General features: G+C 59.7%; 18 protein-coding genes. 6 read left to right on the plus strand and 12 right to left on the minus strand.

Annotated elements, in window-relative coordinates:
* Positions 1 to 117 precede the first annotated feature (117 nt).
* From greA to grpE, 7 genes are all read right to left on the minus strand, one after another.
* Entirely contained in the window at positions 118 to 594 is a 477-nt protein-coding gene (gene greA / locus BBI10_RS06730) for a transcription elongation factor GreA (protein WP_037015137.1), read from the minus strand.
* The gene (carB, locus tag BBI10_RS06735; protein WP_065987609.1) at positions 591 to 3812 is read right to left on the minus strand and encodes a carbamoyl-phosphate synthase large subunit; all 3222 of its coding nucleotides are present in this window, start codon (positions 3810 to 3812) and stop codon (positions 591 to 593) included. Before carB ends, greA begins: the two co-directional genes overlap by 4 nt.
* Before the next feature lie 122 nt (positions 3813 to 3934).
* Positions 3935 to 5071, minus strand: coding sequence for a glutamine-hydrolyzing carbamoyl-phosphate synthase small subunit (gene carA / locus BBI10_RS06740; protein ID WP_065987610.1), 1137 nt, complete (start codon positions 5069 to 5071; stop codon positions 3935 to 3937).
* 301 nt (positions 5072 to 5372) lie between these two features.
* Positions 5373 to 6179, minus strand: coding sequence for a 4-hydroxy-tetrahydrodipicolinate reductase (gene dapB / locus BBI10_RS06745; RefSeq protein ID WP_065987611.1), 807 nt, complete (start codon positions 6177 to 6179; stop codon positions 5373 to 5375).
* Positions 6180 to 6189: 10 nt separating this feature from the next.
* A complete protein-coding gene (gene dnaJ / locus BBI10_RS06750; protein ID WP_065987612.1) occupies positions 6190 to 7320 on the minus strand; it encodes a molecular chaperone DnaJ in 1131 nt (376 codons plus the stop codon).
* Positions 7321 to 7642: 322 nt separating this feature from the next.
* Positions 7643 to 9562, minus strand: coding sequence for a molecular chaperone DnaK (gene dnaK, locus BBI10_RS06755; protein ID WP_065987613.1), 1920 nt, complete (start codon positions 9560 to 9562; stop codon positions 7643 to 7645).
* A 102-nt stretch (positions 9563 to 9664) separates the two neighbouring features.
* Positions 9665 to 10231 (minus strand): nucleotide exchange factor GrpE, encoded by a 567-nt coding sequence (gene grpE / locus BBI10_RS06760; RefSeq protein ID WP_065987614.1) that lies wholly within the window; start codon positions 10229 to 10231, stop codon positions 9665 to 9667.
* Between the two features lie 277 nt (positions 10232 to 10508).
* On the opposite strand from grpE, the gene recN reads away from it, so the two are divergent.
* Positions 10509 to 12182 carry a DNA repair protein RecN gene (recN, locus tag BBI10_RS06765; protein WP_065987615.1) on the plus strand — a complete coding sequence of 558 codons (1674 nt, stop codon included), beginning with the start codon at positions 10509 to 10511 and terminating at the stop codon, positions 12180 to 12182.
* 111 nt (positions 12183 to 12293) lie between these two features.
* Here recN and fur read toward each other — a convergent pair whose 3' ends face one another.
* Positions 12294 to 12701, minus strand: a complete 408-nt coding sequence (gene fur, locus BBI10_RS06770; protein WP_065987616.1) for a ferric iron uptake transcriptional regulator — start codon at positions 12699 to 12701, stop codon at positions 12294 to 12296.
* 98 nt (positions 12702 to 12799) lie between these two features.
* Here fur and BBI10_RS06775 point away from each other — a divergent pair, with 98 nt between their 5' ends.
* Positions 12800 to 13324 (plus strand): outer membrane protein assembly factor BamE, encoded by a 525-nt coding sequence (locus tag BBI10_RS06775; RefSeq protein ID WP_065987617.1) that lies wholly within the window; start codon positions 12800 to 12802, stop codon positions 13322 to 13324.
* Between the two features lie 87 nt (positions 13325 to 13411).
* On the opposite strand, the gene BBI10_RS06780 is transcribed toward BBI10_RS06775, so the two are convergent.
* The 3 genes from BBI10_RS06780 to BBI10_RS06790 are packed head-to-tail and all read right to left on the minus strand — an operon-like array spanning position 13412 to position 15570.
* Positions 13412 to 13732, minus strand: coding sequence for an RnfH family protein (locus BBI10_RS06780; RefSeq protein WP_065987618.1), 321 nt, complete (start codon positions 13730 to 13732; stop codon positions 13412 to 13414).
* Positions 13725 to 14159 (minus strand): type II toxin-antitoxin system RatA family toxin, encoded by a 435-nt coding sequence (locus tag BBI10_RS06785; protein ID WP_065987619.1) that lies wholly within the window; start codon positions 14157 to 14159, stop codon positions 13725 to 13727. Before BBI10_RS06785 ends, BBI10_RS06780 begins: the two co-directional genes overlap by 8 nt.
* A gap of 7 nt (positions 14160 to 14166) precedes the next feature.
* On the minus strand, positions 14167 to 15570 hold the full coding sequence (locus BBI10_RS06790) for a sodium-dependent transporter (RefSeq protein WP_065987700.1): 1404 nt from the start codon (positions 15568 to 15570) through the stop codon (positions 14167 to 14169).
* A 127-nt stretch (positions 15571 to 15697) separates the two neighbouring features.
* Between BBI10_RS06790 and smpB the strand changes: the two genes are divergently transcribed.
* On the plus strand, positions 15698 to 16180 hold the full coding sequence (gene smpB, locus BBI10_RS06795; RefSeq protein WP_065987620.1) for an SsrA-binding protein SmpB: 483 nt from the start codon (positions 15698 to 15700) through the stop codon (positions 16178 to 16180).
* Positions 16181 to 16302: 122 nt separating this feature from the next.
* Here smpB and BBI10_RS06800 read toward each other — a convergent pair whose 3' ends face one another.
* On the minus strand, positions 16303 to 17070 hold the full coding sequence (locus tag BBI10_RS06800; RefSeq protein WP_065987621.1) for a GntR family transcriptional regulator: 768 nt from the start codon (positions 17068 to 17070) through the stop codon (positions 16303 to 16305).
* A 428-nt stretch (positions 17071 to 17498) separates the two neighbouring features.
* On the opposite strand from BBI10_RS06800, the gene BBI10_RS06805 reads away from it, so the two are divergent.
* From BBI10_RS06805 to BBI10_RS06815, 3 genes are all read left to right on the plus strand, one after another.
* Positions 17499 to 19205, plus strand: coding sequence for a lactate permease LctP family transporter (locus BBI10_RS06805; protein ID WP_065987701.1), 1707 nt, complete (start codon positions 17499 to 17501; stop codon positions 19203 to 19205).
* Positions 19206 to 19272: 67 nt separating this feature from the next.
* Complete coding sequence (lldD, locus tag BBI10_RS06810) at positions 19273 to 20418, plus strand: FMN-dependent L-lactate dehydrogenase LldD (RefSeq protein WP_065987622.1); 1146 nt, start codon at positions 19273 to 19275, stop codon at positions 20416 to 20418.
* Positions 20419 to 20493: 75 nt separating this feature from the next.
* Positions 20494 to 23304, plus strand: a complete 2811-nt coding sequence (locus BBI10_RS06815; RefSeq protein WP_065987623.1) for an FAD-binding and (Fe-S)-binding domain-containing protein — start codon at positions 20494 to 20496, stop codon at positions 23302 to 23304.
* The last annotated feature ends 24 nt before the right edge of the window (positions 23305 to 23328 follow it).

Genomic DNA, 23328 nt, shown 5'->3' on the forward strand with positions numbered 1-23328 from the left:
GCAAAGTTGAGCGCCGAACCGGTCAGACCCGACATGCGACCGCCGGTTCGATAGGCCATGCAATGACCTGCGAACCCGCTGTCTGAATCTACACCCGCGCAATGCGGGTGTTGATCATCAAACGTGACGCACTTCCACGATTTCGTACTCGATCACACCGCTTGGTGTCTTCACAGCGACGACATCGCCCTCTTCCTTGCCAATTAACGCGCGAGCGAGCGGCGAGCCCACCGAAATCTTGCCCAGTTTGAAGTCAGCTTCGTCCTCACCCACGATGTGATAGGTGACGCGGTCGTCTGTCTCCACGTTTGCAATTTCGACGGTAGTGCCGAAGATCACTTTCCCAGTGTGAGGGATGGTGGTGACGTCGATGATCACCTGATTCTGGATCCGGCCTTCGATGTCGCGGATGCGCGCTTCGACCATGCCCTGCTGTTCGCGGGCGGCATGGTACTCGGCGTTTTCCTTGAGATCGCCCAGCTCGCGCGCAGTCCCGATGTCCTGACTGAGCTTGGGACGAACCACCTTGGTCAGGTGTGCGTGTTCCTCTTCCAGGGCGCGAGCGCCCTGAACGGTCATTGGGTACTTGATCATGTTTTCAGTCCTGCGTGTAGATCCTGCAAGCGGCGTACGGTTTTTTCAGGGCCGAACTTCAGCGCTTCACAGATGGCCTCGCCCGCAGCGATAGTCGTGGTGCAGTAGATCTTGTGCTGCAGGGCATTGCGGCGAATGGAGTAGGAATCAGCGATCGACTGGCGCCCTTCGGTCGTGTTGATGATCAGCGTGACTTCGTCATTCTTGATCATGTCGACCACGTGTGGACGGCCCTCGGTCACCTTGTTGACGCGGCGAACTTTCAGCCCGGCCTCTTCGATCAGGCGTGCGGTCCCAGCGGTTGCAACGATATCGAAGCCCAGTTCGATCAAGCTGCGTGCCACACCTGCCACCAGCGGCTTGTCGTCGTCACGCACGCTGATGAAGGCCGTGCCGCCAGTCGGCAGGACTTCACTGGCGCCCATCTGGGCTTTCGCGAATGCTTCGCCGAAGGTGTCGCCGACACCCATGACTTCGCCGGTCGACTTCATTTCTGGGCCGAGGATCGGGTCGACGCCCGGGAACTTGGCGAATGGGAACACCGCTTCTTTCACGCTGTAGAAATTCGGAATGATTTCTTTGGTGAAGCCGAGTTCTTTCAGCGTTTTGCCAGCCATGACGCGAGCGGCAATCATCGCCAGGGAGACTCCGATGCACTTCGACACGAACGGTACCGTACGCGATGCGCGCGGGTTCACTTCAATGACGTAGATGTCTTCGCCCTGCAATGCGAGCTGCACGTTCATCAGACCAACAACGCCGAGCTCCAGGGCCATTTTCTTGACCTGCTCACGCATTTCGTCCTGGATATGCGCCGGCAGCGAATATGGTGGCAGCGAGCATGCCGAGTCACCGGAGTGAACACCGGCCTGTTCGATGTGCTGCATGATTGCGCCGATCACCACGTCGGTGCCGTCGCAGACCGCATCAACGTCCATTTCGATGGCGCAGTTGAGGAAGTGGTCAAGCAGCACCGGGCTGTCGTTGGACACTTGAACCGCTTCACGCAGGTAGCGCTTGAGTTCGTCTTCTTCGTAGACGATCTCCATCGCACGGCCGCCCAGTACGTAGGACGGACGCACCACCAGCGGGTAGCCGATCTTCGCCGCCGCCCGAATGGCTTCGTCTTCGCTGCGCACGGTGGCGTTTGGTGGCTGACGCAGGTTCAGTCGCTCGACCATCTGCTGGAAGCGCTCACGGTCTTCTGCACGGTCAATGGCGTCCGGGCTGGTGCCGATGATTGGCACGCCTGCAGCTTCCAGTGCGCGCGCCAGCTTCAACGGGGTCTGGCCGCCGTACTGGACGATCACGCCTTTCGGCTTCTCGACGCGGACGATTTCCAGCACGTCTTCCAGGGTCACCGGCTCGAAGTACAGACGGTCAGAGGTGTCGTAGTCGGTCGATACGGTTTCAGGGTTGCAGTTGACCATGATGGTCTCGTACCCGTCTTCACGCAGGGCCAGCGCGGCGTGTACGCAGCAGTAGTCGAACTCGATGCCTTGGCCAATGCGGTTCGGACCGCCACCCAGAATCATGATCTTGTCGCGATTCGTCGGGTTGGCTTCGCACTCTTCCTCGTAGGTGGAGTACATGTACGCGGTGTCGGTGGCGAACTCGGCGGCGCAGGTGTCAACGCGCTTGTAGACCGGCAGCACGTCCAGTTTGTGACGATGCGTGCGCAGGTTCTTCTCGGTCACACCCAGCAGCTTGGCCAGGCGGGCATCGGAGAAGCCCTTGCGCTTGAGGCGATACATGATGTCGCGGTCAATTGCCGACAGGCCGAGGGTCTTGACCTTCTCTTCGTCCTTGATCAGATCTTCGATCTGCACCAGGAACCAGGGGTCGATCATGTTCATGCCGAAAATCTGTTCAACCGTCATGCCGGCACGGAAAGCGTCAGCGACGTACCAGATGCGCTCGGCACCCGGAACCGTCAGCTCGCGCTTGAGAATGCTCATGCTTTCCGGATTGCTGAGGTCCAGCTTCGGATCGAGACCGCTGACACCCACTTCCAGGCCGCGCAGGGCTTTCTGCAGGGATTCCTGGAAAGTCCGGCCGATGGCCATGACTTCGCCGACTGACTTCATTTGAGTGGTCAGGCGCGCGTCAGCTTTGGCGAACTTCTCAAACGCAAAGCGTGGCAGTTTGGTCACGACGTAGTCGATCGATGGCTCGAACGACGCCGGGGTCTTGCCGCCGGTGATTTCGTTCTGCAACTCGTCCAGCGTGTAGCCGACAGCCAGCTTGGCTGCAACTCGGGCGATCGGAAAACCGGTGGCCTTGGAAGCCAGTGCAGAAGAGCGAGAAACCCGCGGGTTCATCTCGATCACGACCATACGGCCGGTGTCCGGGCAGATGCCGAACTGAACGTTCGAGCCGCCTGTTTCGACGCCGATCTCACGCAGGACCGCCAGCGAGGCGTTACGCAGGATCTGGTATTCCTTGTCGGTGAGCGTCTGTGCCGGCGCGACCGTGATGGAGTCGCCGGTGTGCACGCCCATCGGGTCGAAGTTTTCAATGGAGCAGACGATGATGCAGTTGTCCTTTTTGTCGCGGACAACTTCCATTTCGTATTCTTTCCAGCCGATCAGCGATTCGTCGATCAGCAGCTCTTTGGTCGGCGACAGGTCGAGACCGCGGGCGCAGATTTCTTCGAACTCTTCACGGTTGTACGCGATGCCGCCACCAGTGCCGCCCATGGTGAAGGACGGACGAATGATGCACGGGAAGCCCAGCTTTTCGAGGACCGTATTGGCCTCTTCCATGCTGTGGGCGATACCGGAACGCGGGCAAGCCAGGCCGATGGACTTCATGGCCTTGTCGAAACGGGAGCGGTCTTCAGCCTTGTCGATGGTATCGGCATTGGCGCCGATCATCTCAACGCCGAACTTCTCCAGAACGCCTTCGCGCTCCAGGTCCAGCGCGCAGTTCAGTGCGGTCTGGCCGCCCATGGTTGGCAGCAGCGCGTCGGGGCGTTCTTTTTCGATGATCTTGGCGACGGTCGCCCATTTGATCGGCTCGATGTAGGTCGCATCCGCCATGGCCGGGTCGGTCATGATGGTGGCCGGGTTCGAGTTGACCAGAATGACGCGGTAACCCTCTTCGCGCAGGGCCTTGCAGGCCTGGGCGCCGGAGTAGTCGAATTCGCAGGCCTGGCCGATCACGATCGGGCCAGCGCCAAGAATCAGGATGCTTTTAATGTCTGTACGTTTTGGCATGGGTTGTCACTCGAATCCTGTGTCAGTCGGCAAGCCGTCTTGAACATCTCAGGTGCCGGGCGGGCTATCGAACCTTGTCCGATCCGCCGCGGCCACCTGCTCGCTACAGTCGCAAGGCAGCCTTAGCGGCGCTTGTCCATCGCTGTGATGAAACGATCAAACAGCGGCGCGACGTCGGTCGGGCCCGGGCTCGCTTCAGGGTGGCCCTGGAAGCTGAACGCGTCCTTGTCGGTGCGCTCGATGCCTTGCAGGCTGCCGTCGAACAGCGATTTGTGAATCGCGCGAACGTTGCTAGGCAAAGTCGCTTCGTCCACCGCAAAACCGTGGTTCTGGCTGGTGATCATGACCACGCCGGTGTCCAGGTCCTGAACAGGGTGGTTGGCGCCGTGGTGGCCCAGATCCATCTTGATGGTACGAGCGCCGGAAGCGAGCGCCAACAGCTGATGACCCAGGCAGATACCAAAGACTGGAATGTCAGTCTCCAGCACATCCTTGATCGCCTGAATGGCGTAGTCGCAGGGCTCCGGGTCGCCAGGGCCGTTGGACAGGAAGATGCCGTCCGGCTTGAGGGCAAGCACTTCACTGGCAGGGGTTTGCGCAGGTACGACCGTCACACGGCAACCACGCTCAACCAGCATGCGCAGGATGTTCAGCTTGACGCCGTAGTCCCAGGCGACCACGTGGTACTTCAAATCAGCGGCGGCAACTTCGGGGCTGCTGTCGGACTGCAGATTCCAGACCGTGGAGCGCCACTCGTAGGTGTCTTTCGTGCTGACTTCCTTGGCGAGGTCCATGCCCTTCAGGCCCGGGAAGCCCCGGGCTGCCGCGATGGCCGCTTCTTCGGAAATGTTGTCGCCAGCCATGATGCAGCCATTTTGAGCGCCCTTCTCGCGGAGAATGCGCGTCAGGCGGCGAGTGTCGATGCCTGCAATCGCAACGGTTTTATTGGCTTTCAGATACTCAGCGAGCGGCATCTTGTTACGCCAGTTGCTCGCCACCAGTGGCAGGTCGCGAATCACCAGACCCGCCGCCCAGACGCGGTCGGACTCGGCATCTTCCGGCGTGGTGCCGGTGTTGCCGATGTGCGGGTAAGTCAGGGTGACGATTTGCTGGGCATAGGAAGGATCGGTAAGAATTTCCTGATAGCCGGTCATTGCGGTGTTGAACACCACTTCACCAACGGTTTGACCGTCGGCACCAATGGCTTCGCCGCGAAAAATGCTGCCATCAGCAAGGGCGAGTATGGCTGGCTTAGTCAAGAAGACCTCCCGTAATAAAGCCTGAAAGGGCGATCGCAGGTTGTAAAAAAGCGGAATGACGTATAGACACGTCACCCCGCTTTTTTCATAGAATTATCTGCGCGCTTTTAGTGGACACACTAAAGCTGTAGCTTACAGAAAGAGGTCTTTTTAATCCACCGCTAAAATTGCCGTGAGGGCTGGGGAGTGCGACGGGACATCGCGTAGCGGGTGTGTAATGGCTTGAAACTGCGGGCAGGATACAGGGAAAGCCCCTCTCCTGCCCGCATTGTTACTTGTCAGATTCAGAGCACCGGACCACTCAACGCAGATCGAGCACGTCCTGCATGTCGTAAAGACCCGGCGCCTTGCCATCGAGCCACAGCGCTGCACGCACTGCGCCCTTGGCGAATGTCATGCGACTTGACGCCTTGTGCGTAATCTCCAGGCGCTCGCCCTCGGCGGCGAACAGCACAGTGTGATCACCTACGACGTCACCGCCACGGACCGTGGCGAAACCGATCGTCTCGCGGTCACGAACACCCGTGTAGCCCTCACGACCATAGACAGCGACCTTGCTCAAGTCACGCCCCAAGGCATTGGCAACGACCTCGCCCATGCTGACCGCCGTACCCGACGGCGCATCGACCTTGTTGCGGTGATGAGCTTCGATGATCTCGATGTCCGCATCTTCACCCATCACTCGCGCCGCCAGATCCAGCAGCTTGAACGACAGGTTCACACCCACACTGAAATTGGACGCGAAGACGACAGGAATGTCCCGGCTCGCCTCCCCCAGCAGGCGCTTTTGTTCGACGCTCAAGCCGGTGGTACCAATGACCATCGCCTTGCCCACCTTACGACAAAGCGCCAGATTTTTCAGCATGACGTCTGGCAATGTGAAGTCGATCAGGACGTCGAACTCGTCGGCAACCTGCTCCAGATTACCGGTCAACTGAACACCGATACGCCCCAGCGATGCGAGTTCGCCGGCGTCGGCACCGATCATCGTGCTGCCGGGACGAACGATTGCCGCCGTCAGCCCGGTGAGCGGCGCACGATCCTGCACCGCCTCGATCAGGTTCTTGCCCATGCGCCCGGCGGCGCCCATCACTGCAATGCGTCGCATGCCCTGCCCCTTAGAGATCGCCGAAGAAACGCTTCACACCTTCGAACCAGCCACTGGCTTTAGGCGAGTGAGAGCTGTCACCTTCAAGGGAGGCACGGAACTCTTCAAGCAATTCACGCTGACGACGCCCGAGGTTGACCGGAGTTTCGACGGCAACACGGCACATCAGGTCGCCGGCGCCGCCACCACGTACAGGGGCAACGCCCTTGCCGCGCAGGCGGAACTGCTTACCGGTTTGCGTGCCTTCCGGGATCTTCAGTTTGACGCGACCATCCAGCGTCGGCACTTCCAGCTCGCCACCCAGTGCAGCGTCGGTGAAGCTGATTGGCACTTCGCAGTACAGGTGCTTGCCGTCGCGCTGGAAGATCGCGTGTTCACGCACGTTGATCACGACGTACAGGTCGCCCGTTGGGCCGCCCTGTGTCCCCGCTTCACCTTCGCCCGACAGACGAATGCGATCGCCGGTATCGACGCCTGGCGGCACTTTGACCGACAGCGTCTTGGACTCTTCCACACGGCCTTCGCCATGGCAGGAGTCGCAAGGATCGGAGATGATCTTGCCGTTGCCGTGGCAACGCGGGCAGGTCTGCTGAACAGAGAAAAAGCCCTGCTGCATGCGCACCTGGCCGATGCCGCCGCATGTCGGGCAGGTCACAGGGGACGAGCCCTTTTTGGCGCCGCTGCCGTCACACGGCTTGCAGTTGACCAGCGTCGGCACACGGATGCTGACAGTCGTGCCGCGCACCGCTTCTTCAAGATTCAGCTCGAGGGTATAGCGAAGATCGCTGCCACGTTGGGCACCACCACGACCACCACCGCCAGCGCGACCCCCGCCGAAGAAGTCGCTGAAGACATCGCCAAAGATGTCGGAGAAGTTGGCGCCACCGCCGCCGAATCCGCCGCCACCCATGCCTTGATCGACGCCGGCATGACCGTATTGGTCATAGGCCGCGCGCTTGCTGGCATCGGAAAGCACTTCGTACGCTTCGTTGGCTTCTTTGAAGGCGTCTTCCGAAGCCTTGTCACCCGGGTTGCGGTCAGGGTGATATTTCATGGCGAGACGGCGATACGCCTTTTTCAGGTCTGCTTCACTGGAGCCACGCTCCACGCCCAATACTTCGTAATAATCACGCTTTGACATAAATTTTCCGCACTCTTGAGGACGTCCGGCATGACCCTCCTGAGTCTGCCGAACTCGTTGAGCCCCTTTCAGGCCCGGACCCAACTCACGTCAATTCAACGATCCTGGTCTTGGTTCAACGGCCTTCGATCGACCGAGAAAAGCGGCTGAACAAGCCGGAGTGCAGGAGCATCCGGCTTTGCCACAAAGCCCGCGATACGGAATCGCGCGCTTGAAAATTCGGGTGTTCCAGACACGCCAACGCGGGAGCAAGCTCCCGCGCGGCGACATCCTACCAGCGACCACTGGAAGGTGGTCAACCGGCGATCAAGTGAGCCTGCGCTTACTTGTTTTCTTTTACTTCTTCGAACTCGGCGTCGACAACGTCGTCGGCCGGCTTGCTTTCTTCCTGAGCGGGCTGAGCACCGCCTTCAGGTTTTTCGCCTTGCTCGGCGTACATTTTCTGAGCGACCGGCGCGGAGACTTTCGACAGCTCTTCGATCTTGGCGTCGATGGCAGCCTTGTCGTCGCCTTTCACAGCGGCTTCAAGTGCAACCAGTGCAGCCTCGATAGCGGTCTTCTCTTCGGCGGTGACTTTATCGCCAGCGTCGGAGATCATTTTGCGCGTCGAGTGAACCAGCGCATCGCCCTGGTTACGGGCAGATGCCAGCTCTTCAAACTTGCGGTCTTCGTCCGAGTTCGCTTCAGCGTCGCGAATCATCTGCTGGATTTCTTCGTCCGACAGACCGGAGTTGGCCTTGATCACGATCGACTGAGTCTTGCCCGTCGCCTTGTCTTTCGCGCCGACGTGCAGGATGCCGTTGGCGTCGATGTCGAAGGTTACCTCGATCTGAGGCACGCCACGTGGTGCTGGCGGAATCTCGGCCAGGTCGAACTTGCCCAGGGACTTGTTCTGAGCCGCTTGCTTACGCTCGCCCTGCAGCACGTGAATGGTCACTGCGCCCTGATTGTCGTCGGCAGTCGAGAACACTTGGGATTTCTTGGTAGGAATCGTGGTGTTTTTCTCGATCAACGCGGTCATCACGCCGCCCATGGTTTCGATACCCAGCGTCAGCGGGCTGACGTCCAGCAGCAGAACGTCTTTCACGTCGCCGGCCAGTACCGCACCCTGGATGGCTGCACCCATAGCGACGGCTTCGTCAGGGTTGACGTCTTTACGCGCTTCTTTACCGAAGAACTCGGTGACCTTCTGCTGAACCAGTGGCATACGGGTCTGACCGCCGACCAGGATCACGTCGTTGATCGCGCCGATGTCGATACCCGAATCTTTCAACGCAATGCGGCAAGGCTCGATGGTGCGCTGAACCAGGTCTTCAACCAGCGATTCCAGCTTGGCGCGCGAGATCTTCACGTTCAAGTGCTTAGGACCGGTGGCATCTGCAGTGATGTACGGCAGGTTCACGTCGGTCGAATTGCTCGAAGACAGTTCGATCTTCGCTTTCTCGGCAGCTTCTTTCAGACGCTGCATCGCCAGCGGATCACCTTTCAGGTTCATGCCGGATTCTTTCTTGAATTCGTCAACCAGGTAATCGATCAGGCGGATGTCGAAGTCTTCACCACCCAGGAACGTGTCGCCGTTGGTGGCCAACACTTCGAACTGGTGTTCGCCATCGACCTCAGCGATTTCAATAACGGAGACGTCGAACGTACCGCCACCCAGGTCATAAACGATGACGGTGTGATCGCCCTTCGCTTTGTCCATACCGTAAGCCAACGCGGCTGCGGTCGGCTCGTTGATGATGCGCTTCACGTCCAGACCTGCAATACGACCGGCGTCTTTGGTGGCCTGACGCTGGCTGTCGTTGAAGTAAGCAGGGACGGTGATGACTGCTTCAGTCACGGTCTCGCCGAGGTAGTCTTCGGCGGTCTTCTTCATTTTCTTCAGGATTTCAGCCGAAATCTGAGGAGGGGACATTTTCTTGTCGTTGACTTCAACCCACGCATCGCCGTTATCAGCCTTGGCGATTTTGTAAGGGACCATCTTGATGTCTTTCTGCACGACTTCTTCGTCGAACTTACGGCCGATCAGACGCTTCACCGCGTACAGGGTGTTGTGCGGGTTGGTGACTGCCTGACGCTTGGCCGATTGGCCTACGAGGATCTCGCCATCATTGGCATACGCAATGATCGACGGGGTGGTACGAGCGCCTTCGGCGTTCTCGATAACCTTGGCTTTACCGTTTTCCAGAACCGAGACGCAGGAGTTGGTGGTCCCCAGGTCGATACCGATAATCTTGCCCATTTTTGACTCTCCCGAAACTTAAATTTGGTTGCCGCAACTGCATTTACAAATTGCGGTAATTCTTAAACGCTTGGCCTGTAAATGGGGGCCACTCAGCTAATTTCAAGCCTGCTCGTCAATCGACGGCGAAACAGGCGATGGCGCCTTGCTGACCACGACCATGGCCGGGCGAAGCAGACGGCCATTGAGCTGATAACCCTTCTGGAACACCTTGAGCACGCTGTTCGGCTCGACGTCAGCGCTTTCCTGCATCGCCATTGCCTGATGGTGCTCGGCGTTGAACGGCTGGCCATGTGGGTCGATGGCTTCAAGGTTGTAGCGCTTGAGCGTGTCGTAGAACATTTTCAGCGTCAGCTCGATGCCTTCCCGCATCGGCCGGATGCTCTCGTCATCCGAGTTGGACAAGTCCAGACCACGCTCAAGGCTGTCGACGATCGGCAGCAGATCGCTCGCAAACTTTTCGAGCGCAAACTTGTGCGCCTTCTCAACGTCTTGCTCGGCACGGCGGCGGACGTTCTGCAGATCCGCAGCCACACGCAGAGACTGGTCCTGCGCCGCCTTCAGCTGTTCTTCAAGCACTTGCACACGGGTTGCCAGATCATCTTGAGAAGTCGCCGTGTCGGCAGCCTGATCCTGGGCCTGCATGTCCGGGTTCTGTTCGTCAGCCATAAATTCTCTCCTTCTAATTACATCCGTGAGCTCAACTCACGCCTCTGCCCGGCTATATGGGGTCGTAATTTTCGGGTTCAAGGGGTTTAGGTGCAGGATCGGCCGAATAACCCTACAAATATTCCGACATGAGTTCGACGGCCCCGCACGGTGGCGAAATGCAGGTTTGATGCTAAAAATGGGCGATGACCTTTCAAATCGAGCTAAGAGCGGGCATTGTCAGCCCAAACCAAAACACTGTATAAATAACCAGACAAATTGTTTGGGAGCCGCTCTGATGCTGGTCCACCTGTCCATACATAACTACGCCATCGTTGAACATCTCGATCTCGAACTGGATCGCGGCATGAGTGTGATCACCGGGGAAACCGGGGCCGGCAAGTCGATCATGCTCGACGCCCTCGGCCTGACGCTGGGCGATCGCGCCGACAGTGGCGTGGTAAGGCCAGGGGCCGACAAGGCAGACATTCTCGCGACCTTCGATGTGTCGGATATCCCTGAAGCAAGCGCCTGGCTGAAGGAGCGGGACCTCGAAACCGACGGCCCGTGCATTCTGCGCCGCGTCATTACTGCCGAAGGTCGCTCACGCGCCTACATCAATGGCACGCCATGCCCCCAGGGCGACCTGAAAGCACTTGGTGAACTGGTCATCGACATTCACAGCCAGCACGAGCATCAGTCACTGCTCAAGACCGATACCCATCGGCGACTGCTGGACGAATACGCGGGCGCCACCGATCTCGCCCGCCAGGTTCATCTGGCCTCCCAGCGGTGGCGGCAAACGCGGCAGGAGCTTGAACGTCTTTCCAACTCCGGCGACGAGCAGCGTGCCAAGCATCAGTTGCTGAGCTACCAGCTTGAAGAGCTGGAAAGCCTGAGCCTCGGCGAAAACGAACTCGAGCGGCTGGAACAGGAACACACCACGCTGACCAATGCCGAGAGCCTGCTGGGCATCTGCCGGCAAGTGGTCGAGCTGTGCAGTGAAAGCGATTCGGGCAATGCGCTGAACGCACTGACCGCCAGCCTCAACAGACTCAGCAGCGTGAACAACACGCCCGATGCACTGAATGAAGCGACCAATCTGCTTTCCAGTGCGCAGATTCAGGTCGAAGAAGCCGTCGGCGAGATCAATCGTTTCCTCGATCGCTTCGAAGCGGACCCCGCCCGCCTGCAGCAAATCGAAGAGCGCCTCGACACCATCTACACGCTGGCTCGCAAACACCGCGTGCAGCCGACTGAAGTCGCGGCGCTGCATCAGAAATTGCTCGACGAGATCGAAACCCTCAACGCCAACGATGAAGCGATCGAGAGACTGGAGCATGAGGTAGGTTCCTACGCGCGGCACTATCAAGAGAAGGCGCGCGAACTGAGTGACCTGCGTCACCGCGCTGCACCGGAGCTGGCCCACAAGGTCGAGCACGAAATCCAGCGGCTGGGCATGCCGGGCGGCCGTTTCAATATCGAGCTGCGTGAGAACGTAGATAAAGAACTTTCACCCAACGGGCTGGAGCAGGTTGAGCTGCTGGTCAGCGCCAACCCGGGTCAGCCGCTCAAGGCGCTGGCGAAAGTGGCGTCGGGCGGGGAGCTGTCGCGAATTAGCCTGGCGATACAGGTGATCACCGCACAGACATCCCGAGTTCCGACGCTGGTGTTTGACGAAGTCGACGTTGGTATCGGTGGCCCAACGGCTGAAATTGTTGGCCAGCTGCTGCGACGTCTTGGCGAACGCGGCCAGGTCATGACGGTTACTCACTTGCCGCAAGTGGCCGCCCAAGGGCATCAACACCTGTTCGTGCACAAGGTTCGTGAAGCGGATGTGACGCGCACGGCGGTGTCCAAGCTAAGCAAAAATGAACGCGTGGAAGAAGTGGCGCGAATGCTGGGAGGGATCGATCTGACCAAGGAGTCGCTCGCGCACGCCAAGAAGATGGTGGTCACGTCCAAATCGTGACGATCATTATGGCCTGAGCCGGACGGCGTTGATGTGGCGTTATCCCGATCCCGCAACGTAGACACAACAAAGGCGACCCGCGGGTCGCCTTTGTCGTACTTCACAAAAGGCTTACACCTTTTGCTTGCGTACGTAGAGCACCAGATTGTGATCAACCAGCTCGAAGCCGTGCTTGCTCACAATGGCTTTTTGCAGTTTTTCGATTTCTTCGTCGAAGAACTCGATAACCTCGCCGGATTCCACGTTGACCATATGGTCGTGGTGACCTCCGTCAGCCAGCTCGAATACCGCATGGCCGCCGTCGAAATTGTGGCGAACCACCAATCCGGCTGCTTCGAACTGAGTCAGAACTCGGTAAACCGTTGCCAGACCGACGTCTTCGTTGGCCTCCATCAGCGCCTTGTAGACGTCCTCCGCGCTCATGTGACGCTGCTGCGCAGAATCGAGCATTTGAAGGATCTTGACCCGCGGCAGGGTCACTTTAAGTCCGGCTTTGCGTAGTTCGCTATTTTCAACCATGGTCAGCTTTCTCGCAGACGCTGCTTCGCAGCTTCTCTTAATGCAGGTATGATCGGGGTTTACGTTGTCCCAGCCAAGATAGTGGAAGTCGCCCACCGATGCAAAACACCAAGCTCTTGCTAACCAGTGTCACCTTCGTGGGACTGCTCGCACTCGCCGGTTGTTCATTCCCCGGGGTTTATAAAATCGACATCCAACAGGGCAATGTCGTCACGCAGGACATGATAGACCAGTTACGCCCGGGAATGACCCGTCGGCAAGTAAGGTTTATCATGGGCAACCCCTTGTTGACCGACACCTTCCACCCTGAACGCTGGGACTATCTGTACAGCCTGCAGCCTGGTGGTGGTGAACGCCAGCAGGAGCGTGTCAGCCTGATATTCAATGGCAATGACCAACTGGCGAGCCTGTCCGGTGACTTCAAGCCGGGCGTCAGCCGCGACGAGGCCATTCTCGGCAATAGCAGCGACACGACTGTCACCCCCGAAAATCAAGGGACGCAGCCGCCGAAGGAAGAGCCGCCGAAGCCTGGTTCGTTGCTTGAGCAGATTCAGAACGATGTCGACAAGGTCGAGACCGTGCCCGTTCCTTCCCAGGAACCACTGGACACAAATCCGCGCTGATCCACCGTTTCCCAGTAGAATCAGCCGCACAAAAAAGCCCGGACATCCCGGGCTTTTTTACGTCTCTCAATCGTGCCGATGAGAAAATTAAATCGATTTTTGCGCCTTTCTTGAAGCCGCAGCTTTTAAAGCGCGCAGACGCCGTACCTCTTTCGGATCAGCGAGCAACGGGCGATAAATCTCGACCCTGTCACCGTCATCCAGCACGCGCCGCTCCGGATCGCCAACGAGCTTGCCGAAGATACCCATCGGGCACTGCGCGAGATCCAGCTCAGGAAAACGCTCGGCCATGCCCGACGCGATAGCCGCAGCGCGTACTGATGTGCCGGCAGGCACATCCAGTGCGAGCAACGCCTGATGGTCAACGGCGGCATACACCACCTCAACGCGAATCAGCCGCTCAGCCATGCAGCTCTTTGGCTCGCTGGCAGAAGGCGTCAACCAGAGTGTTGGCGGCCTGATTGAACAGCGGCCCCAATGTTGCGCGGACGATCGAGCCGCTGTAGTCGAACGACAGGTCCAGACTGATCTTGCAGGCCTTTTCATTCAGGGCCTTGAAGGTCCAGACGCCGTGCAGCTGGCTGAAAGGCCCCTCCTCCAGATTCATCTCGATGGTTTGCCCGGGGGTCAGCGTATTGCGTGTGACGAAGTGCTGGCTCAAGCCGCCTTTGGCGATCTCGACACGCGCACGCATTGAGGTATCACTCTGCTCCAGCACACTGGCGCCGGAACACCAGGGCAGAAACTCGGAGTAGCGACTCACGTCATTGACCAGGTCATAAAGCGCCTGGGCGGGATACGGCAAAAGGGCGGAACGTTGAATATGCGTAGTCATGTCAGCGTCATTTCCAAAGCTGAGCGGCAAAGACAATCAAGATGCCGATCGGCGCCACATAGCGCATCAAAGAGAACGTTAAAGCGAACAGAACCGGGCTACGTACCGACAACTCGTCGCGCACCGCACCGCGTCCCATCACCCAACCTGCGAATACCACGAAACACAATCCACCCAACGGCAGCATGATCCGCGAGGTGAAGAAATCGATCACGCCAAAGAAATCCAGCCCCGACGACGATCCCCACTGATAGAGATGGAACCCGCCGCCTTCGTTCACGAAGAATTTGGCCTGCTTCCAGATGTTGAACGAGAAAACCGTCCCAAGGCCCACGAACCAGCAGATGAACGATAGCCAGAAAGTCACCCAGCCACGGCGCACCTTTGTACGCTCGACCAGGTACGCGACCATGGGCTCGAGCAAGGAAATGGCCGAACTCCAGGCCGCGACGGCGACAAGAATAAAGAACACCACGCCCATGACGGTACCGAAGGCGACGTTACCAAATGCATACGGCAAGGTAACGAACATCAGGCCCGGCCCTTCGCTTGGGTTCAGGCCCGCTGCGAACACAATCGGAAACAATGCAAGGCCCGCCAGCAGCGACACAAACGTGTCGAGCAATGCCACGCCGACCACTGTCGCGCTGATCGAAGCCTCCTTGGTCATGTAGGCGCCGTAGATCATGATCGATCCAACGCCCACGCTGAGCGAGAAGAACGCGTGCCCCATGGCCGGGAGCAGACCATCAAGGACCTTCTCAGGCGTGAAGTCGAACATGAAATGCACGCCTTCCATGAAGTGCCCGGTGGTCAGGCTATAACCCAACAGAATCACGATGAGCACGAACAGCAAAGGCATCAGGATGCGCAGGCTGCGCTCAAGGCCGGCGTTGACGCCCTTGGCAATGGTGATCGCCGACAGCAGCATGAACAGCGTGTGCCAGCCGACCAGGCGCCATGGATCAGCGATCATCTCGCCAAAATAGGCACCGACACCGTCAGGCGTGACGCCTTTGAAATCGCCCTTGCCGACATCGATGATGTACTCGAGCGACCAGCCCCCCACGACGCTATAGAAAGAGAGGATGAGCAACGCGGTGACCATGCCGGCAAACGCGCCCCATGACCACTTCGACGAATGCCCGGCGGCGAGCGCCAGCGAACGCAGCGCGTTGGCCGGACTCTGCCGCGCACGACGGCCGATGAGCGTCTCGGCGATCATCACCGGAATCCCGATCAGGGCGATGCACGCGAGGAAAACCAGCACAAACGCACCGCCGCCGTAGACGCCGACCATGTAGGGGAATTTCCAGATGCTGCCCAACCCCACGGCGGAGCCGGTGGCAGCCAGGATGAACACCCAGCGACTGGCCCAACTCCCGTGAACCGAAACCTTGTCCGTCGACATCGTTGACACGTCCAACACGCAAAAAAGATCGCGCATTGTCCGGGATTCACTCCACGTGCTCAAGCACACAGCTTCAGCGTGCGAGCCCATAGCCGAGACGCCCGTTGATCCCTATAATGCGTCGCCTATGGCTAAGCTCAAGAAACATCCCACAGGGACCATCGCGCAAAATAAAAAGGCGCGTCACGATTACTTCATCGAACACAAGTTCGAGGCCGGTCTGGTCCTGGCTGGCTGGGAAGTAAAAAGCCTGCGTGCCAACAAGGTGCAGCTGGTGGACAGTTACGTGTTGCTCAAGGACGGTGAGGCCTGGCTGATGGGTAGCCATATCTCGCCGTTGACGACAGCCAGTACCCACGTCATCGCTGACCCGACACGCACCCGTAAACTGTTGCTCAACAAGCGCGAGCTGGAGAAGCTGACGTCGTCTGTTCAGCAAAAAGGCTATGCCTGCGTGGCCCTTGCCCTTTACTGGAAGCAGCACTTGATCAAGTGCGAGATTGCTCTGGGTAAAGGCAAGAAGGAATACGACAAGCGCGACACCGAGCGCGAACGCGATTCCAATCGCGAGCTGCAACGCGCCGTGCGGAACAAGGGCAAGGAAGACTGACTCAGTCTCTCCCGCCTGTTACGGCAAGACCGGGTCTCGGCTGAGGCCCGGTAAAAATGCACGTTCAGCAGCGCCGGCTGGTTATCAGCGGCACGTTCCCCATCGTGCGCAACATCACCTCCTCAAATCCGGCTGCGCCGCTCAGCCCGGGCAGTTCGCTGCACTTGCTGGCGCACTTCCTCCAGCACTTCCTGCACGTACAGCAAGTGACGGCTCGACACTTCTCGAGCGTCGTCTGCCCGCCCCTCGATAATCGCCAGGTACAACTCACGATGCTGATCAATCAGCATGTTGCGGGTTTCTGCGCGCTGTTTGTACATGCCGCCAATGTTGGTGACGACACTGCGCCGCAGCAGATCGAACAGACCGCGAATGGTGTGCAGCAACACGGCGTTGTGGCTGGCTTCGGCGATGGCGAGGTGAAAATTGGCGTCCGCCGCGCCCTCCTCCGCGCGGCTCACTTCCTCCGCACGGCTGTAGCAGTCCTGCAAAGCATCAAAGGCTTCGCGCAGCTGCATCCGATCAACATCTGTCGCACGTATCGCCGCGTAGTAGGCGCAGGAGGCTTCAAGGGTGTGGCGAAATTCGAGCAGGTCGCGCTGGGCTTCCGGACTGCTTTCCAGCAGATGAAGCAGCGGATCGCTGAACGTCGACCCAATGCTGTCGACGACGTAGTTGCCGCCCCCCTGACGGCTGACCAACAGCCCTTTGGCCGTCAGCTTTTGAATGGCTTCGCGCAGCGAGGGGCGTGACACACCAAATTGCTCGGCCAGCGCTCGCTCAGCCGGCAGGCGACCGCCGGAGCGCAGCGTGCCCTCCAGAATCATCCTTTCCAGCTGCTCGACAATATCGTCGGACAAGCGGCGCTGACGCACCTGATCAAACCCCATAACCCTTCACTCCACATCCCGACTGCCCCGCCTGACATGGCCGCGGGGCGCATATTCTCGCCCATCGTAACCAGACATTCACCCGGCAGATGTAGGAGAAATCGCCCTCTCAGGCGAAGAGCGGGCGAAATCCGGGCGAGCTGCTACGAAAGTTTAAGCGTCATAAATTGACACACCATCGGCAAGGCTTCTAACCTAGCGCCAAGACATTGTAAATTGGTATTACCAATTTACAATGCCGGCGATGGACGGCTTGCCGCTGTCCCACGCTGCAGGCACTTCCCGACGGCGGAACGCTTGAGCTGGTGAGCTGTGCGACTCGTTCGTCAGCGCCGGCAGGAAGACAGACAAGCAGTTGTCACCTGCAGGAGCCGCGCACGTAAGACATGGACACCGGGCCTAACCAAAAACAATTAGGGGCCTCATACATGCAAACCTGGCAACAGCTCTACACACCTCTTGGCGGCTTGGGCTTTTCGGCGCTGGCGGCTGTCATTCCGATCGTTTTCTTCTTTCTCGCGCTGGCGATATTCCGGCTCAAGGGCCACGTCGCAGGCGCCATCACGCTTGTTCTCGCCATACTGATCGCGATCTTCGCGTTCCAGATGCCTGCCGACATGGCCGTTGCTTCCGCCGGCTACGGGTTCCTCTACGGCTTATGGCCGATCGCGTGGATCATCGTCGCCGCCGTGTTTCTCTACAAACTGACGGTCAAAAGCGGCCAGTTCGAGATCATTCGCAGTTCGGTCATGTCGATCACTGACGACCAGCGCCTGCAGGTCTTGCTGATCGGTTTCTGCTTCGGCGCGTTTCTGGAAGGAGCCGCAGGCTTCGGCGCACCGGTGGCGATCACCGCTGCGTTGCTCGTTGGCCTGGGTTTGAACCCGCTGTACGCCGCCGGCCTCTGCCTGATCGCCAACACTGCACCCGTGGCGTTTGGTGCATTGGGTATTCCGATCATCGTGGCCGGTCAGGTGTCGGGCCTCGACCCGTTCAAGATCGGTGCGATGGCCGGTCGTCAATTGCCGCTGTTGTCGGTGTTCGTGCCGTTCTGGCTGATGTTCATGATGGACGGCGTGAAAGGCGTCAAGGAGACCTGGCCGGCGGCGCTGGTCGCGGGCGGCAGCTTCGCCATCGTTCAATTTCTGACCTCCAACTTCATCGGCCCGGAACTGCCTGACATTACCTCAGCGCTGGTCAGCCTCGTGGCCCTGACGTTCTTCCTGAAAGTCTGGCAGCCCGCTCGCGCAGCCGATGCGCAGATCGCCGGTACGCCAGGCGGTGCCGCAGTCATGGGCGGCGGCGCAGGAAATGCAGGCGGCTTTGGTCAGCCGCGCACCACCAAGAAATCGCCGTACTCGGCGGGCACCATCGTCAAGGCATGGTCGCCCTTCCTGATCCTCACAGTCGTCGTGACGATCTGGACGCTGAAGCCGTTCAAGGCGCTGTTCGCGGCAGGCGGTCCGCTGCAAGGGCTGACCATGAACTTCCCCGTCCCGCACCTGGATCAACTGGTCATGAAGATGGCGCCGATTGTCGCCAACCCGACCGCCATGCCAGCGGTGTACAAGTTTGACCTGCTCGCCGCCTCGGGCAGCGCGATTCTGATCTCGGCGATTCTGGCGATGATCGTGCTGCGCATCAGCGCCAAAACCGGGCTGACCACGTTCAAAGAAACGCTCATCGAACTGCGCTGGGCCATCGTGTCCATCGGCATGGTGCTGGCCTTCGCCTTCGTCATGAACTACTCCGGCATGTCCTCCACCCTGGCGCTGGTCCTCGCCGGGACAGGCAGCGCCTTCCCGTTCTTCTCGCCGTTCCTCGGCTGGCTGGGCGTGTTCCTGACAGGTTCCGACACCTCGTCGAACGCGCTGTTCGGCTCGTTGCAGGCGACTACCGCACATCAACTGGGCGTCAGTGACGTGCTGATGGTGGCGGCCAACTCCAGCGGCGGCGTGACCGGCAAGATGATTTCCCCGCAGTCGATCGCAGTGGCCTGCGCGGCGACCGGGCTGGTGGGTAAAGAATCCGACCTGTTCCGCTTCACCCTCAAGCACAGCATTTTCTTTGCCACCATCGTTGGCTGCATCACCTACGCCCAGGCGTACTGGTTCACCGGCATGCTGGTTCATTAATCAGACGAGCGCCGGGTGCGTTTTTAGCGCCCGGCTGTGGCCCCCGCTCACTCATCTGCGAGATCCCATGATCATTTCTGCCTCCACCGACTACCGCGCCGCCGCTCAGCGCAAACTGCCGCCCTTCCTGTTTCACTACGCCGACGGCGGCGCCTACGCCGAGCACACCCTGCGCCACAACGTCTCCGACCTGGCCAGCATTGCGCTGCGCCAGCGCATCCTGAAGAACATGTCCGAGCTGAGTCTGGAGACGACGCTGTTCGGTGAAACCCTGAGCATGCCGATGGCACTGGCACCGGTCGGTCTCTGCGGCATGTACGCCCGCCGTGGCGAAGTACAGGCCGCCCGCGCTGCCGACGCCAAGGGCATTCCGTTCACGCTGTCGACGGTTTCGTTGTGCCCGATTGAAGAAGTCGCTCCGGCGATCAAGCGACCCATGTGGTTTCAGCTCTACGTGCTGAAAGACCGCGGCTTCATGCGGAATGCGCTGGAGCGAGCCAAAGCCGCCGGCGTGAAGACACTGGTATTCACCGTCGACATGCCCGTCCCGGGCGCTCGTTACCGTGACGCGCATTCCGGCATGAGCGGCAAAAGCGGGCCGATGCGCCGCGTTTTGCAAGCCATGACTCACCCGCAATGGGCGTGGGATGTCGGCATCAACGGCCGCCCCCACGACTTGGGCAACGTGTCGGCCTATCGCGGCAACCCTACCGGTCTCACCGACTACATCGCCTGGCTGGGCAACAACTTCGATCCATCGATTTCATGGAAAGACCTGGAATGGATTCGCGATTCCTGGGACGGCCCGATGATCATCAAGGGCATCCTCGACCCGGAAGACGCCCGGGATGCGGTGAAATTCGGCGCCGACGGCATCGTCGTGTCCAACCATGGCGGTCGCCAGCTCGATGGCGTGTTGTCCAGTGCCCGTGCGCTGCCGGCCATTGCCGACGCGGTGAAAGGCGATCTGAAGATTCTCGCCGACTCCGGCATTCGCAGCGGCCTGGACGTAGTGCGCATGATCGCCCTCGGGGCCGACACCGTGCTGATCGGCCGCGCGTTCATCTACGCCTTGGCCACTCACGGCGAGGCCGGGGTGAAAAACCTGCTGGATCTGTTCGAGAAGGAAATGCGCGTGGCGATGGTCCTGACCGGCGCTAAGTCGATCAACGAGATCACTCGCGATTCGCTGGTTCGCGAACTGGGCGCCTGAACGGCGCCGATCCCGACCCATGCGGCCCGACAGAGGCCGCAGCCGCCACTGAGATGCACCCATGAGGAAAACCGCATGACCTTGCCCGCCGCGTTTCTGGACGGAGTGAACAGCCTCATTCCTGCCGGAAGACGCTTCGACGACCCGCTCTCGACCCTGGCCTTTGGCACCGACGCCAGTTTTTATCGGCTGATCCCCAAACTGGTCATCCGCGTCGAATCAGAAGACGAAGTCGTGGCGCTGCTGAAGCTGGCGCAGGCGGATAAAGTCTCCGTGACCTTCCGCGCGGCGGGCACCAGCCTGTCGGGGCAGGCCATCAGCGACTCAGTATTGATCGTGCTCGGCGACAACTGGAACGGCCGTGAAATACGCGAGCAAGGTGCGCAGATCCGTTTGCAACCGGGCGTCATCGGTGCACAGGCCAATGTCTGGCTGGCGCCGTTTGGACGCAAGATCGGTCCAGACCCGGCGTCCATGCACGCAGCAAAAATCGGCGGCATCGTTGCCAACAATTCCAGCGGCATGTGCTGCGGCACGGCCCAGAACACCTACCACACCCTGGCAGGCATTCGGCTGGTGCTCGCCGGCGGCACACGCTTGGACACGGAAGATGCCGCCAGCGTCGCTGCATTTAAAGTCAGCCATGGCGAGCTGCTCGACCGCCTCGCGCAGCTGGGCCGTGAGACGCGCGCGAATACGGAACTCGCTGCGAAGATTCGCCACAAGTACCGCTTGAAGAACACGTGCGGCCTGTCGCTAAACGCCTTGGTGGATTTCGACGAGCCCCTCGACATCCTCAGTCACCTGCTGGTGGGTTCGGAGGGCACGCTGGGTTTCATCAGCGCGGTGACGTACGACACGGTGCCCGATCACCCGAGCAAGGCGACGGCGCTGATTGTCTTTCCAGACATCGAAACCTGCTGCAACGCCGTAACGGTTCTGAAGACCCAGCCAGTCGCTGCCGTCGAACTGCTTGATCGACGCAGCCTGCGTTCGGTGCAGAACAAGCCAGGCATGCCGGCATTCGTTCGTGAGCTGTCGGAAGGCGCCTGCGCCCTGTTGATCGAAGCCCGCGCCGCGACCCGGCCGTTGCTGCACGAACAACTGGCCCAGATCATGGCGTCCATCGCGCATTTCCCGGTCGAGAAGCAGGTTGATTTCACCGAAGACGCGATCGAAAACGCGCGGCTCTGGGCCATTCGCAAAGACACCTTCCCTGCCGTCGGCGCGGTGCGTGAGACCGGTACGACCGTCATCATCGAAGACGTCACCTTCCCCGTCGAGCAACTGGCCGTCGGCGTTCGGCGACTGATCGAACTGTTCGAAAAGCACCGCTACGACGAAGCGATCCTGTTCGGCCATGCGTTGGAGGGCAACCTGCACTTCGTCTTCACCCAAGGGTTCAACGACCCGCAGGAAATCGCGCGTTATTCCGCGTTCATGGATGACGTCACGCAACTGGTGGCCGTGGAGTTCAACGGCTCACTGAAGGCTGAACACGGCACCGGCCGCAACATGGCGCCGTTCGTGGAGCTTGAGTGGGGAAGCGAGGCTTATGCGCTGATGTGGCAACTCAAACGGTTGCTTGACCCCGCCGGCATTCTTAATCCGGACGTCGTGCTCAGTGAGGATCCGCAGGTGCACCTCAAGCACCTGAAACCCATGCCCGCTGCCGATGCGATCGTCGACAAATGCATCGAGTGCGGCTTTTGCGAACCGGTGTGTCCATCGAAAGGGCTGACCCTGAGTCCACGGCAGCGGATCGTCATGTGGCGTGACATTCAGGCGAAAAAACGTGCGGGCACCGACACCACGCAGCTGGAGCGCGACTACCAGTACCAGGGCATCGACACCTGCGCCGCCACCGGTCTGTGCGCGCAACGTTGCCCGGTCGGCATCAATACCGGCGAACTGGTGAAAAAGCTTCGTGGGGACCAAGCGCATCATGACAAGGCGGCCAGCTGGATCAGTCAGCATTTTGCGACAGCGTTGAAGGGCGCGCGATTTACGCTGCATGCGGCCAATGGTGCGCGCATGTTGCTCGGCGCGCCAAGGCTGGCGAAGATTTCCAGCGCGCTGAGCAAGGCGTCGTCGGGCCGCGTACCTCAGTGGACGCCGGCGATGCCGCAACCCGAGCACGCTATTCGCTTCACGCCCCCGGTTGAAGATACGCGCCCCCGCGTGGTCTATCTGGCTGCCTGCGTTTCCCGCGTCATGGGGCCTGCGGCGGGGGATCGCGAACAGATGTCGCTGATGGACAAGACCCGAGGGCTGCTGGAGAAAGCCGGCTATCAAGTGGTGTTTCCGGAAGACCAAGACAGCCTGTGCTGCGGGCAACCCTTCGCTTCCAAGGGCTACGCCGAGCAGGCTGAAGACAAACGCCAGCAGCTTCTCGCCGCGCTGACCAAGGCCAGTCGTGGCGGGCTCGATCCGATCTATTGCGACACCAGCCCCTGCACCCTGCGTCTGGTTCAGGACCTCAAGGAAACACGGCTCGACCTGTATGACCCGGTACGTTTCATCCGCACCCATCTGCTGGATAAACTGGTGTTCACCCCGCAGCAGGCGCCCATCGCTGTTCACGTCACCTGCAGCACGCAACACCTGGGCGAGAGCCAGGCGCTGATCGACCTTGCGAGGATGTGCAGCGTGAATGTGGTCGTGCCCGAAGGCATTCATTGCTGCGGGTTCGCGGGCGACAAAGGCTTCACCACACCGGAGCTGAACGCCCATGCGCTGCGCTCGCTGAAAGACGCGGTTCAGTACTGTAATGAAGGCATTTCGACCAGCCGGACGTGCGAGATCGGGCTCACGCAACACGGCGGTATCGACTACCACGGGCTGGTCTACCTCGTGGATCGAGTGACTCAACCAAGAACCGCTTAATGCACATAAATGGGGCGTAGATCG

The organism is Pseudomonas graminis (assembly GCF_001705435.1).
Classification (GTDB): domain Bacteria; phylum Pseudomonadota; class Gammaproteobacteria; order Pseudomonadales; family Pseudomonadaceae; genus Aquipseudomonas; species Aquipseudomonas graminis_B.